The sequence below is a fragment of the Photobacterium arenosum genome (genome assembly GCF_014841115.1).
Taxonomy (GTDB): domain Bacteria; phylum Pseudomonadota; class Gammaproteobacteria; order Enterobacterales; family Vibrionaceae; genus Photobacterium; species Photobacterium arenosum.
On the sequence record NZ_JACYTP010000007.1, the window covers coordinates 210026 to 223266 of the forward strand.

Consider the following 13241-nt stretch of genomic DNA (forward strand, 5'->3'; position numbering starts at 1 on the left):
AATGCTATTGGTTGAGTATTCCCGCCAATTAGGGTTCGGGCGAAGGGAAATGTGCAGCGGGTAACAGTTTCGCTTTACCTTCCACTGGGGGGAAGCTTTAGTCTGCCTGTTGTGTACTGCAATGATTGTGACTTTGGAGGTAACAGTGGGATGTTGTAATCAGCCGCCTGATGGCGGCAGTGGTAATATCGGTTTGCTGGTGAAAACCGTACTGGTTATGGCTGTCGTGATTGCGCTATTGGCCGCGATTTTTGGCTGAGGGGTGTCAACTGATGCCTTGCTGCCGATGTGCGATATGACCGCATACGATAGTCGATGCGGTTGACTCATGATTGAAAATTGCGTATTTTGCGACCGAATTATGTTTTTGGACCACTCTGCAATGTTTTACATCCTATTCAAGAATTTTGTCAGGCGACTGTGCTCCGCGCATTAACACGATGAAGTGTTGCTCGGAGCTGAATGTCTTCTGAATCTTCATCAGATATAGCCGTCATTCCCTGACCCTTCAGGGGAGTTGTCTGTATCTGATGAATGCAGAGTACAGGCCGACGATGACCTTCATCGTCGGCCTTTTAGTTTCTGACCGAGAATCAGTCAGCAGCTAGTTTCAAGATTGCTTGAAGCGAGGGGCCGGTATGCCTTATACCGCCCCTCGTTTTTTATGGATGTAATACAATGAGTTTACTCACAATTCAAAATCTGACTTACCACATCGGCGATAAAACCCTGTATCAGCAGGCCGATTTCACTCTGTTTCCCGGCGAGCATATCGGGGTGACCGGCAAGAATGGGGTGGGGAAAAGTACCTTACTGAAATTGCTGCAATCCGAGTTGCTGCCAGACAGTGGTGACATTCTCTGGCAGCCTGCCGTGCAAATCGGCTATCTGGATCAGCACGCAGAATTGGATCATCAGTTGACGGTACGTGGTTATCTGCAATCGGCGTTTGCCGATTTATACACATTGGAAGCCGAGATGATGGCCATTTACGCCTGCCCGGAGAAAAGTGCCCGCGACAGTTTTCTGACCCGTGCCGCAACGATTCAGGCGATGCTGGAAAGCCAGTCCTTTTATGTCACTGATCACAAAATAGAGGCGGTGGCTGAAGGACTGGGGATTACCCAGTTCGGCATGACAACGCCGCTCGGCGCTTTGAGTGGTGGTCAGCGCCACAAAGTGATGCTGGCAACCCTGCTGTTGGTATCGCCGGATGTGCTGTTGCTGGATGAACCGACCAACTACCTTGATACCGTGCATGTCGACTGGCTGGCTGATTATCTGACTGGCTTTACAGGCGCCTTCATGGTGGTGTCACACGATAAGGCTTTTCTGAACCGGATTGCGACCGGCATCTGCGATATCGACAGACAACAAATCCGCAAATACAAGGGTAATGTTGAGAAAGCGATGGCGCAGAAAGCCAGCGACGATGCGGCTCATGCCAAGCAGTATCAGGCCCAGAAAAAGCATATTGATAAGCTGGAGCAGTTCATTGCCAAAAACGGTGCTGGGGTGAATGCGAGCATTGCCAATGGCCGCAAGAAACAGCTGGCGCGGATTGAGCGCATGGCAGCGCCGGAGTCAGAAAAAGCGGTGTCGTTTTCGTTCCGGGCTGCGGCACTGAGTGCCCAGACTGTGCTGGCGGCTACCGGGCTGGAAATCGGCTATACCCGCTCTTTGCTGCCTCCGATGAATCTGAGCCTGCAGCGCGGTGAAAAAGTCGTGATTGCCGGGTTTAATGGCATCGGAAAGTCCACCCTGCTGAAAACCCTGGTGGGCGACCTGGCAGCGATGTCTGGTCAGTTGGAATTATCACAAGGGCTCAGGCTGGGCTACTTTGAGCAGGAATTGCACTGGCCGTTTCAGGATGCCACGCCCGTGAATCTGGTGAAGTCAGTTTGTCCCGGACTGGATGACAAAGCGGCCAGGCAACATTTGGCGCGCTTCGGCCTGTCCGGCAAGCTGGCCTTGCAGCCTGTCGGCTCGCTCAGCGGAGGAGAGCAGACCAAAGTGAAGCTGTGTCGTTTAGCATTGCAGCCGGTAAATCTGCTGGTGCTGGATGAGCCGACCACCCATCTGGATGCCACGGTGAAAGCGGCGCTGAAGCAAGCGCTGATCGATTTTAGCGGGACTGTCATCATGGTGTCGCACGAGCGGGATTTTGTCGCTGGATGGCCGGACCGGGTGGTTGATATTCAACCTGCCGGTAAAATTGAAAAAGCAGCACTGGCTTAAGGTGAGAACAGTAAGATGAAGTTTGTTTTGTTTTTTATTGCATTTCTGGTTGGCGCCGATGAATTGATGTTGGGGCCAATACTGGCCCCTATCGGTAATGATCTGGGGGTTCCGCCAGAACGCATCACTTTATTTATTACCGCTTATAGTGTGGCGTTAGCCGTAATAGCGCCTTTACTCGGTGCATACTCTGACCGTCGCGGACGCTTAGCTGTGATGATTCCGGCGTCTGTTCTGTTTGGTCTGGCTTCTGTTGCGACTGGGCTGGTGGAGACGTTTGAAGCTGGAGTTGTGACGCGCGTTGTCACGGGACTGGCCAGCGCCGGGATGTTGCCTATTGCCTTTGCACTTGCAGCAGACTCAGGAGGGGAAGATGCCATGAAGAAGATTGCCTGGGTACAGTCGGGCCTGACTCTGGGAATGATTGCCAGTCCGGCACTTGGCGCGGTACTGGCTGAAACATTGACTTGGCGGGCCGCGTTTGTCGTGTTGGGAGTCTGTGCCTGGCTTGTGGCTGTTTCGCTGGCGTTTGTATCAGTCAGACAGCCACACCGGGCTGAGCAACCGGCGACGGGGAACGAAGACGTTTCTGTTAATGTCTGGTCGATCCCCGGTGCCGCAGGTGCCTTGTTAGCGATGTGCTTTGGTTTGGGGGGCGGAATTGGATTGTTTAATCTGGTGGGTCAGCATTTGCGTGATACGCAGGGTCTATCCATGTGGAGCGTCGGCATTGTGTATGCTGTGCTTGGTGTGATCAGTGTCATAGGCAATGTGCTTATGCCTCATGTGACCGGACGGCTGGAAAGTGGACGTCAGACAATGCGCATAGCGCTGGGTGTCTGTGTGGTTGTCAGTGTCTGGTTTTATCTTTCGCCGGCGGAAAATCTGATCGCGCTTATTCCGTTGTTGTTGCTTTGGGCTTTGGCTGGTGGCGTTGGCTCTCCGGCGTTGCAAAGCTATATCTCGGAGCTGTCAGTGGTACATCGCGGTGTTCTGATGTCACTGGCTATGACGATGATGCATTTGGGCGTGGCGATCTGCTCTGGTATTGCTGGTGCTGCGTATAGCACCGGGCAATACAGTATGGCGTTGCTGGCAATTGCGCTGTTTGGGATAGCGATCATCGTCCTGCAACCAGTCAAAATCAGGCATAGTGAATGAGCCGGAGAGAGGCGTAAAGTCATGTGATTCCCTGCCCCGCACAGTCATCATTATGCGGGGCAGGGATGATCGGGGACTAGGGAATTATACCCATCCGGACAGGACAATTTTTCCTATCATTGTTCCTTGCTCTACTATGGCATGGGCTTGGCGCAGGTTCTCAGCGTTGATCGGTGTCAGGTGCTCCTTCATGGTGGATTGCAGGGTATCGGCATCAATCTGCTTGCTGATCTGATTGAGCAAATTACCCTGCTCGGCCATATCATGGGTTTGATACATGGAGCGGGTAAACATGAATTCCCAGACGAAACCGGCACTTTTGCTTTTTAACGGTTCCATATCCAATGGCATATCACTTTCGACAATACTGCAAATCATGCCCTGGGGTTTGATGACTTGCGTCATGGTTGCCCAGTGGCCGGCTGTGTCATTGAGGCAGAAGATGTAGTCCACTGCCGGGAAGCCGAGTTCAGCCAGTTGTGCCGCCATATCCTGCCTGTGATTGATGGTGTGATCGGCGCCCATCTTATGGCACCAGTGCTGGGTGTTTTCCCGTGATGCCGTTGCGATTACCGTCAGCCCTGAAATCTGGCTGGCCAGTTGAATTGCTACAGAACCGACACCGCCAGCACCACCAATGATCAGCAGGCTTTGCTGATCCTGTGTGCCTTTGGGGTTGATATTGAGCCGGTCAAATAATCCTTCCCAAGCGGTGATACTGGTCAGAGGGAGTGCGGCCGCTTCCGCCATCGACAGTGATTGCGGTTTTTTTCCGACAATGCGTTCATCAACAAGCTGGTATTCGCTGTTGGTGCCGGGGCGAGTGATATCGCCAGCATAGAATACCTCGTCACCAACGGAAAACAGGGTGACGTCTTCACCGACAGCGACGACCGTCCCTGCAGCGTCCCAGCCCAGAACACGAGGCTGTGGTTCAATTTTGTCTTTGGGGGCTCTTACTTTGGTATCAACCGGATTGACCGAGACGGCTTCCACCCTCACCAGAATATCCTTGCCTGATACAGCCGGTGCTGAGAGTTCGACATCCATCAGGCTGTCCGGGTTTGATACAGGTAAATAATGGGTCAGTGCGACAGCTTTCATTGGGGGTTCCTCAAGCGTGTTGGTTGTAATAAGGATAATCGGTGTAGCCGGTTTCATTTCCGCCAAACAGGGTGGTGGGATCGGAAATGACATTCAGCGGTAATTGATGCTGCAAGCGGTAGGGCAGATCGGGGTTGGCCAGGAACGGGCGGCCGAAAGCAACCATATCGACCAGGCCAGCCTGCAGTAACTGGTGAGCCGTTGCATGAGTATAGTTACCTGCCACCATGATGCTGCCTGTAAACATCTCTCTCAACGCTGTCCGGAACTGAGGTGACACCTGAGGCGCGTCATCCCAGTCTGCTTCGGCCAGGTGAATATAGGCAATGCCGAGCCGCTGGAAGTGTTTGGTCGCTTCTAAAATGGCTTCTGTTACTGAAGGATCATTCATGCCCCGCTGAGTAATGAAAGGCGCAAGCCGGATCCCGACATTTTCGGCACCAACCGCCTTGCAGACCGCTTCAACAATCTCAATAGCAAAACGGATGCGATTTTCAATTGAACCGCCATACTCATCGGTTCGATGGTTGGATGTACTGCGCAGGAACTGGTCGATTAAATAGCCATTTGCAGCATGAATTTCCACCCCGTCGAAGCCGGCTTCGATGGCATTGATTGCTGCCTGACGATAGTCTTCAATGATAGCCTGGATCTCATGATGCTCCAGCGCTCGGGGAACAGGGCAGTCCTGCATGCTGCCTACGCCGTCTTCATCAACCACCCAGACTTGTGCGTCAGGTGCAATGGCTGAAGGTGCAACAGGTTGGCCGTCGTCGTGAAATGACGGATGTGACATCCGGCCGACATGCCAGAGCTGTGAATAAATTTTACCGCCTTTAGCATGGACGGCCTGCGTGATAAGGCGCCAGCCCTGTATTTGTTCAAAGGAAAAGATACCAGGTGTGAAAGAATAACCTTTACCCTGCGGTGAAATTTGTGTGGCTTCAGTGATAATCAAACCCGCACTGGCACGCTGGGCATAGTATTCAGCCATCAGACGATTGGGAATATCACCGGGTTGGGTAGTGCGGGATCGTGTCATTGGGGCCATTGCAATCCGGTTGGGAAGCACAGCAGCACCAAGTTGATGTGGTGTGAACAGTAGTGAATCTGACATCATGAATCTCCGTGGGTCATCGTACATTCATCAGAATGATGTACGAGTATTGGGTTCAGTCATAAGACATTTACAGTGTATTGATTCGGAAAATATTTATAATTAGCGTAAATACGAAAACATACTTCATAAAAGCTGAATAATATGGCAAAAACAGACGACATGGCCTTGTTTGTTCAGGTGGTGAAATCAGGTGGACTGGCGGCTGCAGGGCGTAAGCTGGGGTTGTCGCCTGCCAGTATGACCGCCAGGATGAATCAGCTGGAACACAGATATCAAACCCGTTTGCTGAACAGAAATACCCGGCATATTTCAATAACTGAAGCGGGCTATCGGTTTTACGAGGCTTGCCTGAGAGTCGTGGAAGAAGTGGAAGCCGCTGAAGCGGTATTAACGCAATGTGAGGCGGAACTGTCAGGTTCCTTGCGTATTACTGCGCCATCCGATTTTGGCAGGCAATATGTGGCGCCGGCATTGGCGGCGTTTTCAGAGGCTCATCCTAAGGTTGCGCCGCATCTGTATCTGACCGATGGCATGGTAAAACTGGTGGATGAAGGCATAGATATTGCCATCCGGCTGGGCAACTTGCCTGACAGCAACCTGATTGCAAAGTCGTTAGTACAAAATCGCCGTGTGGTGTGTGCATCGCCGGCTTATCTGGCGAAAGCGGGGCACCCGGAGCATCCCAATGATCTGCTTCATCACAGATGTTTAGTGATGGAGTGGGCCGGACAGATTATGAATGAGTGGCACTTTGTCACTGATAATGGCCCCATAACGGTGGAAGTTGAACCGGCGATGATTTGTACCGATGGAGCCTTGGTACGTCAATGGGCTGTGGAAGGCTATGGTATCACGATGAAGTCCTGGTGGGATGTTCGGCAGGATGTGCTGGACGGCCGGCTACTGGTGCTGTTTGATGATCAGGTCAGAGGATTGAGTCTCAGTGATACCGAATCTGTCGCTTTGCAGCTTGTCTATCCCGGCCGCAAATTCCAGCCAAGGCAAGTGAACGCTTTTTCGCAGTTTCTGATGGACTGGATGGAAAAATGAAAAGACTTCCCTAGCGTACGCTTCAGGGAAGTCGCCACAGTGATTGTCTTGTCCTCAGGCAACAGAAACCTGCACATGGCAACCTTGCCGGTAGAGCATCTGCATCAGCAGGCCTGCGGCCAGCACTATAACGCCCATAATGACAAAACCCATTTCGGTGATCTGCAGGTAGCTTAATGCCGCAATCAAGACATAACTCAGGCTCTGGCTCAGGGTCGAGAATAATTTCAGACCGCCTTCTATCCGCCCGCGCTCATGCACATTAACTTCGTGGTTGAGCTTATTGGTGCGGGTGATACGGTTTAAGGCGTTGAAAAAGCCCAGGATCACGGTGAGAGAGACCAGTACAACCGGTGTTAACCAGACGGCCATGGTAATCAGCAGGCTCCCCATGATTATCACGGAGTACATCATGGCTTTTTCATGGCTGATGCGTGCCAGCAAACGCGTTACCAGCAGGCCGGTAAGCAAGGCGCCGATGCCATAGCTCAGCGACCAGGACGCAAACCAACTGCCACTGATGTTGTGCTCAGAGAAATACACAGGTACCAGTTTCGCCAGATAGGTGAGCATAGGGTAGGTCAGGCAGGATAACGCCAGAAACAGGTAGAAAGCGGGCTGGCGGGTAAAGATGGTTCTGCTCTCTGCCAACTGTCTGAAAAACGCCTGAGGTTGACTGGACGACAGCCGGCGGCGATACGGTGTCAGCCAGTAGCTCAGCGCGGCAATGCCAGAGGCCAGCGTTGCCAGCAAGGCGAACTCGCTCATCGACCAGGATGTCAGCAGCACTATGCCCGCCGCCCCGGCACTCAGTGTGGTCAGTTGTATGACGACTTCCTGCTGACCCGTCACTCTGGCGTAGTCTGCCTTGTCATAGTTTTCCTGAGTGAAGGCATTATTGGTGCTCCAGGCGACATCGTTGGTCAGCCAGAAAATCAGTTGCGCCAGTGCCAGCAACCAGATGGAATCGGCCTGAAACCGGAAGGCGAACAGTACAGACAGTGCGGTCAGCGACTGAATAACCTGGATGACGATCAGAATGGTTTTGCGAGAATGTCTGTCAATCAGCGTGGCGGTGAAAGGGGTGGCGATAAACGACAAGGCAGTGCAAGTGAGCGAGACAGCCGCCACGAAGACTCCCATGTCGCCCTGATTCAGCATGATCCAAGGCAGTGCCAGCATGAACATCCCGGATGAAATACCGTCAAAAAAGCGCCCGGTGAGATAAGTCGCAGTGCGTGACATCCGTGTTTCCTTCTTGGTTATTGTTAGTGATGGGCAGAGCTTAAAACCTCAAGTAAACTTGATGTCAAGAATAAAATACAAATTATCAGCATGTAAGGATTGGCGATGGAAATGACAGTCGGACAGGTCGCTGCACGCTCCAATGTAAAAGTGTCTGCGTTACATTTTTACGAGCAGAAAGGGCTGATTCAGAGCTGGCGGAACGCAGGTAATCAGCGCCGATATGATCGCAGTGTGCTGCGCCGGATTGCGGTGATTAAAACCGCGCAGCAGCTGGGAATGTCGCTGGAGGAAATCGGCGAAGCGCTGTCTCATCTGCCGTTGGATCACGCACCGACACAGAAAGAATGGCAGGCAATGGCGAACTTATGGCGGCATCAGCTTGATGAACGAATAATCAAATTACAAAAACTCAGGGATTCGCTGGGCGATTGTATCGGTTGTGGCTGTCTGTCACTGAACCGGTGTCAGCTTCGTAACCCCGATGATACGCTGGCAGATGAGGGTCATGGCGCGGTGCTGCTTGAACATCCGCGCTGAAACATTGTGGCTTAGTGGTTAAGGTTACAGGACGCGCGCCAGTTTCTGGCTGAAAAAATCGACCGCTGCCCTGATTTTCGGCACCTGATAGCGGGGCGTGTAATACAGCAGATATAGCCCCAGGCGCTCGGCAGACAGGCAGACCGGTGCAGGAAGGTCGACCTTGATGAGTTTGCCTTCGCCCCGGTCTTCGAAGGTTGACCAGTCTGGCAGCAGCGCCATCACTTTTCCTGCCATCATCAGCTCACGAATATAGCGACCGGAATTGGTTACAACATACGGCTCCAGATCCAGAGACAGCCATTGCCCTTCTCTGACGATCCCCCACTTTAAAATGTGCTTTGGACTCCGATAGTAAGCAAGATGGTGAGCGTGCAGTTCAGTATGATCAGTTGGCAGGCCATAACGCTCAATGTACTGGGGTGTCGCGCACAGGTGTGGCGTGTTATCACATAACCAGCGTGCGTGAATACGTTCATCCGGCAGATATCCGCCACGAATAGCGATATCAATTTCTGCTTTTGACAGATCGGTCAAGCGGTCTGACACATCGATATCAAGTTTGATATCAGGATACAGCGTCTCGAATTCACTCAGATGCGGCAGTACCTGACTGTCAAAGTAATGGCTCATACAACTGATGGTCAAAATACCTGACGGGGTTTGCTGATAGGTGTTTACCAGTTCCTCCGCCTGACGAATTTGCTCAAGGACCTGCTGACATTGTGTCAGGTAGGCTTTGCCTACTTCAGTCAGGTTGATGGTCCGCGTACTGCGTTTGATGAGCTCAGTGCCGAGCTGCGCTTCAAGCCAGCTCAGCTGCCGCGAGGCGCTGGAAACGGGAAGACGTAATTGCTTTGCGGCGCTGGAAATGCTGCCACACTGTAATGTGGTGACGAACACTTCCATGGCTTTGAGTTTATCCATGTTTATTTTCCCATTTAACGCAAAAGTGTTTCTTTAATTTGCGGTCTTATTTTCATTTTCAGCAAGAGTTAGAGTGTGCCTCAAGACAACAAAAGGAACAAGATCATGAATTACAGTGCCATTCTTCTGAAAAAACGCCCAGACATCACCATCACGTCAGATATTTTTGAAAAAGTGTCGAAGACAGTGCCGGAAATTGCCGAGGGCGAGTTTCTGGTCAAGCAAACCCACATGTCACTGGACCCGGCCATGCGCGGCTGGATGAGTGCCGATCGTGAAAGTTATATTCCGCCTGTGGAGCTGGGAGAAGTGATGCGCTCAAGCGGCATCGGTGATGTGGTGGAATCCCGCCACCCGGATTTTCCGGTGGGAACCCGTGTGATGGGTATGATGGGCTGGACGGAATATTTTGTTGCCAAAGGCGGTTTGTCGCCAGTGCCGACCAGTGTGCCGCAGGAAGCCTTGCTCTCTGTGGTGGCCTTGCCGGGCGTGACGGCCTATCACGGCCTGTATGAAGTGCTGAAACCGCAAGCGGGACAGACACTGGTGGTGACAGGCGCAGCAGGCTCTGTGGGCTCTATGGTTGGCCAGTTAGCGAAGCTGGAAGGCGTGACTGTCATCGGTGTGGCTGGCAGCGACGAGAAATGCCACTGGCTGACTGAGACACTGGGTTTTGATGCCGCAATCAACTACCACGATGAGGATTTTGCTGCCAAGCTGGCAACCGCCGCCCCCAACGGCATTGACTTATTCTTTGAAAATACCGGCGGCGTTGCACAGCAGCACATTTATCAACGCATGAACGCCCATGGTCGTGTGGCTGTCTGCGGCATGATCGCCGATTACAACACCGCGACACCGCAACCTGGTCCGAACTGGATGAATATTGTGCGTAAACGACTGATGATTCAGGGCTTTACTATGCCGGATCATTTCCATCGGTTTGCGGAATACGGTCAAAAACTGGCAGAGTTGATGATGGCCGGCAAGCTGCAGTATCGTGCTCATACCCTGCAAGGGCTGGATAGTGCCATTGAAGGGATTAACCTGCTGTTCTCCGGTGAGAATAAAGGTAAGTTGATCGTCGAGCTTTAAACGCTTTCACGGCCGTATCGATGGAAACGGCCGTGCTGTATGGCAGTGTCTGCGATTAGAATTTCATTTGATCGTTTCCGGGCCAATGGTAGACATATTCATCAACCACTGTACCGTCCGGTGCCTGCCAGGTTTGCGCACAATACTCTGTTCCCCCCATCCGCTGATAAAAACCTATGGCCGGCAGATTGGACGCCAGCACTTCCAGATACAGGCTGTCTGACTGAGCGTGCTCGGCCATAATCTTTTTTGCTGTCGCGAGAAGCTGCTTGCCAATGCCCTGTCCTTTTATTTCAGGGTTAACGTGCAGGTTATCGACCAGCGTGCCTAACTCAGGATGGGCATCCAGCTCTATGCAGATAAAGCCACACATTTGCCCGTTTTGTTTCGCAACAAGAATGTGCCGCTGGCTCATGGGCTGAGTCAATCGCGAGTACCAGGTCTGATATCTGTCTTGATGGATATCGTGCATCAGATATTGTTCTGACAAGTCGTTGCAATACACAGCCTGCCAGTTGCGAACATGCAGTTCGGTAATTGCGGAATGATCATCAAGCGTGGCGTAATCAATGGTTAGCATAAGGAACTTTTTCTCTTAACATACTGCTTTAAAAGTATTATGCATGAATGGCGTATCAGGGGAAGCTGGCAGCAAAATTTTACCTGTAACAGGGCGATAAAACCTTATCTGCCTCAAATTTTTGTTGCCTGCACCGTGATTTCATCCCGGTAATGAATAACACTGCTGGCGGCTGAAGTACTTTCAGGGATAAATGAAGCGATGATCAAAGCGCTTTATGAAAGCTATCAGTAATAAATGATAACGATAATGACGTGTACGAACAGAAAGAGAACACCACCATGTCGACAAAGACCATTCTGGTTGTGGATGACGATGTCGAAATCCGCGAGTTATTGCAGGAGTATCTGGTTAAATCCGGCTATGAGGTGATAACCGCAGAAGATGGCGTTGCCATGAAGCAACAGCTTGAAGCGCATACGCCCGATGTCATCTTGCTGGATGTGATGATGCCGGGGGACGACGGCTTTACATTGTGTCAGTTTGTACGGAAATCATCGGAAGTACCGATTATGATGCTGACAGCCGCTTCCGATGAAATGGATCAGATTCTGGGGCTGGAGATCGGCGCCGATGATTATATCGCCAAACCATTCAGTCCGCGTCAGTTGCTGGCACGCATTAAGGCGCTGTTGCGTCGAACCCGCCCTGTGGCCGCGGAGGAGTTGGTACAGCCAACGGCATTACCGCGCGCTATCCGGTTTGGACACTGGCGTCTGGAGACGTTGTCTCACCGACTATATGACCTTCAGACAGAGCAGGACTATGAACTGACGGGCGGCGATTTCAGTTTGCTGATGTTATTTTTATCCCGTCCAAATGAAGTGCTGGACCGGGACACCATTTCCAATGCCACCCGGGGCCGCGAAGCGCTGCCGTTTGAACGGGGGATAGATGTTCAGCTCAGTCGGTTAAGACAGCGGCTGGGCGACAGCGGTAAACATCCCAAGTACATTAAAACCATGCGGGGAAACGGTTATATTTTTACCGCACCGGTAACCTATGAAAATTAAAGAAAACCAGTAAGATAGCGCGGTGAACGGGACAGTATCAGACAGTGCTGAACCTGATTGTAGTTAACGTTAAGGTAATTGAAACACTATGGCACGATTAGAGATTCTCACCGCCCCGGATCCTCGCTTAAAAGAGCAGGCCATTCCTGTAACTGATATTGCTGCTGTTCAGACGCTGGTGGATGACATGCTGGAGACCCTGTATGCCACCTCGAATGGTATTGGCCTGGCGGCGACTCAGGTCGGTCGTCGTGAAGCTGTGGTGGTGATTGATATCTCAGAAACCCGAGATCAACCCTTAGTGCTGATTAATCCGGTCGTGGTGAGCGGTGAAGATAAAGCCATGGGGCAGGAAGGCTGCCTGTCGGTGCCGGAGTATTACGCTGATGTTGAACGTTATCAGTCTGTGGTTGTTACAGCGCTTGATCGTCAGGGTAATTCAGTAACGATTGAGCGTGATGATTTTCTGGCAATTGTGATGCAGCACGAAATTGACCATCTGCGCGGAAATCTGTTCATTGATTATCTGTCGCCACTCAAACGACAAATGGCGATGAAGAAAGTCAAGAAAGCCGTGAAGGTAATGGCGAAAACAGCCTAAAGATAATGAATAAAATCATCCGAGTGAGCCTAATGGCGAGTATTTTGACAAGCTGTGCGAGTGAACCGCAAGAGGAGCCTGTAATCCATGATGCTTGGCTGGAACTGGTCGCAGGGAAAATAGAAAAGAATGGTGGAAAAGTCATCTGTGCTAATCCGATATATCAGAAATGTATGAATATTTCTGAAGGTGTGTGCACCGTTGAGATATCACCTGCTTCGAATTATTGTGCTTCAGATTCCATCAAACGTTATGGGGCTCTGTCTGAAGATAATATTGAAGATTATTTCGTGAATTATCAGGCTTGCATGATGTTTGAACATGCCCGGTTATATGACCTTGACTGGCTAGTGCCACTTCGGTGTATGAGTAAAAATGCGAATGATCATTTTGACAGTCGATCGCTTCAGATATTATTTGACTGAGCATCTTAAAGAGTATGAACCCGAATTCAACTTCGAAGTGCGACACTCTCCAATATCAAGCAGCCAAAGTCATTTCTTCAAATACAATGGCTGGCTGCTTGAAGCCTAAACACTTTCTTGGACGATAATTTATCCGCGATAA

General features: G+C 51.3%; 13 protein-coding genes. 8 read left to right on the top strand and 5 right to left on the bottom strand.

Going from position 1 to position 13241, the window contains the following annotated elements:
• The first annotated feature begins 678 nt into the window (after positions 1–678).
• Together IFO68_RS13050 and IFO68_RS13055 are read left to right on the top strand one after the other, a co-directional pair.
• Entirely contained in the window at positions 679–2238 is a 1560-nt protein-coding gene (locus IFO68_RS13050) for an ABC-F family ATP-binding cassette domain-containing protein (RefSeq protein WP_192016277.1), read from the top strand.
• A gap of 15 nt (positions 2239–2253) precedes the next feature.
• Positions 2254–3399: an MFS transporter gene (locus tag IFO68_RS13055; RefSeq protein WP_192016278.1), complete on the top strand. Its 1146-nt coding sequence runs from the start codon at positions 2254–2256 to the stop codon at positions 3397–3399.
• Positions 3400–3483: 84 nt separating this feature from the next.
• Here the strand turns inward: IFO68_RS13055 and IFO68_RS13060 are convergent, their stop codons facing one another.
• On the bottom strand, positions 3484–4503 hold the full coding sequence (locus IFO68_RS13060) for a zinc-binding alcohol dehydrogenase family protein (protein ID WP_192016279.1): 1020 nt from the start codon (positions 4501–4503) through the stop codon (positions 3484–3486).
• A 10-nt stretch (positions 4504–4513) separates the two neighbouring features.
• Positions 4514–5623 (bottom strand): alkene reductase, encoded by a 1110-nt coding sequence (locus IFO68_RS13065; protein ID WP_272872729.1) that lies wholly within the window; start codon positions 5621–5623, stop codon positions 4514–4516.
• Between the two features lie 141 nt (positions 5624–5764).
• On the opposite strand from IFO68_RS13065, the gene IFO68_RS13070 reads away from it, so the two are divergent.
• On the top strand, positions 5765–6673 hold the full coding sequence (locus IFO68_RS13070) for a LysR family transcriptional regulator (RefSeq protein WP_192016280.1): 909 nt from the start codon (positions 5765–5767) through the stop codon (positions 6671–6673).
• Positions 6674–6727: 54 nt separating this feature from the next.
• Here IFO68_RS13070 and IFO68_RS13075 read toward each other — a convergent pair whose 3' ends face one another.
• Positions 6728–7918 (bottom strand): MFS transporter, encoded by a 1191-nt coding sequence (locus IFO68_RS13075; protein WP_192016281.1) that lies wholly within the window; start codon positions 7916–7918, stop codon positions 6728–6730.
• Between the two features lie 105 nt (positions 7919–8023).
• Here IFO68_RS13075 and soxR point away from each other — a divergent pair, with 105 nt between their 5' ends.
• Positions 8024–8458, top strand: a complete 435-nt coding sequence (gene soxR, locus IFO68_RS13080) for a redox-sensitive transcriptional activator SoxR (RefSeq protein WP_192016282.1) — start codon at positions 8024–8026, stop codon at positions 8456–8458.
• 24 nt (positions 8459–8482) lie between these two features.
• On the opposite strand, the gene IFO68_RS13085 is transcribed toward soxR, so the two are convergent.
• Entirely contained in the window at positions 8483–9385 is a 903-nt protein-coding gene (locus IFO68_RS13085) for a LysR family transcriptional regulator (RefSeq protein ID WP_192016283.1), read from the bottom strand.
• Positions 9386–9490: 105 nt separating this feature from the next.
• On the opposite strand from IFO68_RS13085, the gene IFO68_RS13090 reads away from it, so the two are divergent.
• A complete protein-coding gene (locus tag IFO68_RS13090; RefSeq protein ID WP_192016284.1) occupies positions 9491–10480 on the top strand; it encodes an NADP-dependent oxidoreductase in 990 nt (329 codons plus the stop codon).
• Between the two features lie 55 nt (positions 10481–10535).
• On the opposite strand, the gene IFO68_RS13095 is transcribed toward IFO68_RS13090, so the two are convergent.
• A complete protein-coding gene (locus IFO68_RS13095; protein ID WP_192016285.1) occupies positions 10536–11060 on the bottom strand; it encodes a GNAT family N-acetyltransferase in 525 nt (174 codons plus the stop codon).
• Positions 11061–11341: 281 nt separating this feature from the next.
• On the opposite strand from IFO68_RS13095, the gene IFO68_RS13100 reads away from it, so the two are divergent.
• The 3 genes from IFO68_RS13100 to IFO68_RS13110 all read left to right on the top strand — a co-directional run bounded on the left by IFO68_RS13100 (position 11342) and on the right by IFO68_RS13110 (position 13099).
• Positions 11342–12073, top strand: coding sequence for a response regulator (locus IFO68_RS13100; RefSeq protein ID WP_192016286.1), 732 nt, complete (start codon positions 11342–11344; stop codon positions 12071–12073).
• 88 nt (positions 12074–12161) lie between these two features.
• A complete protein-coding gene (def, locus tag IFO68_RS13105; RefSeq protein ID WP_192016287.1) occupies positions 12162–12674 on the top strand; it encodes a peptide deformylase in 513 nt (170 codons plus the stop codon).
• Between the two features lie 5 nt (positions 12675–12679).
• Positions 12680–13099, top strand: coding sequence for a hypothetical protein (locus IFO68_RS13110; RefSeq protein WP_192016288.1), 420 nt, complete (start codon positions 12680–12682; stop codon positions 13097–13099).
• Positions 13100–13241: the final 142 nt, after the last annotated feature.

Excerpts from the sequence above, each read along its gene's own strand:
- IFO68_RS13050 (WP_192016277.1), top strand. The coding sequence starts at position 679 with ATGAGTTTACTCACAATTCAAAATCTGACTTACCACATCGGCGATAAA.
- IFO68_RS13055 (WP_192016278.1), top strand. The coding sequence starts at position 2,254 with ATGAAGTTTGTTTTGTTTTTTATTGCATTTCTGGTTGGCGCCGATGAA.
- IFO68_RS13060 (WP_192016279.1), bottom strand. The coding sequence starts at position 4,503 with ATGAAAGCTGTCGCACTGACCCATTATTTACCTGTATCAAACCCGGAC.
- IFO68_RS13065 (WP_272872729.1), bottom strand. The coding sequence starts at position 5,623 with ATGATGTCAGATTCACTACTGTTCACACCACATCAACTTGGTGCTGCT.
- IFO68_RS13070 (WP_192016280.1), top strand. The coding sequence starts at position 5,765 with ATGGCAAAAACAGACGACATGGCCTTGTTTGTTCAGGTGGTGAAATCA.
- IFO68_RS13075 (WP_192016281.1), bottom strand. The coding sequence starts at position 7,918 with ATGTCACGCACTGCGACTTATCTCACCGGGCGCTTTTTTGACGGTATT.
- soxR (WP_192016282.1), top strand. The coding sequence starts at position 8,024 with ATGGAAATGACAGTCGGACAGGTCGCTGCACGCTCCAATGTAAAAGTG.
- IFO68_RS13085 (WP_192016283.1), bottom strand. The coding sequence starts at position 9,385 with ATGGATAAACTCAAAGCCATGGAAGTGTTCGTCACCACATTACAGTGT.
- IFO68_RS13090 (WP_192016284.1), top strand. The coding sequence starts at position 9,491 with ATGAATTACAGTGCCATTCTTCTGAAAAAACGCCCAGACATCACCATC.
- IFO68_RS13095 (WP_192016285.1), bottom strand. The coding sequence starts at position 11,060 with ATGCTAACCATTGATTACGCCACGCTTGATGATCATTCCGCAATTACC.
- IFO68_RS13100 (WP_192016286.1), top strand. The coding sequence starts at position 11,342 with ATGTCGACAAAGACCATTCTGGTTGTGGATGACGATGTCGAAATCCGC.
- def (WP_192016287.1), top strand. The coding sequence starts at position 12,162 with ATGGCACGATTAGAGATTCTCACCGCCCCGGATCCTCGCTTAAAAGAG.
- IFO68_RS13110 (WP_192016288.1), top strand. The coding sequence starts at position 12,680 with ATGAATAAAATCATCCGAGTGAGCCTAATGGCGAGTATTTTGACAAGC.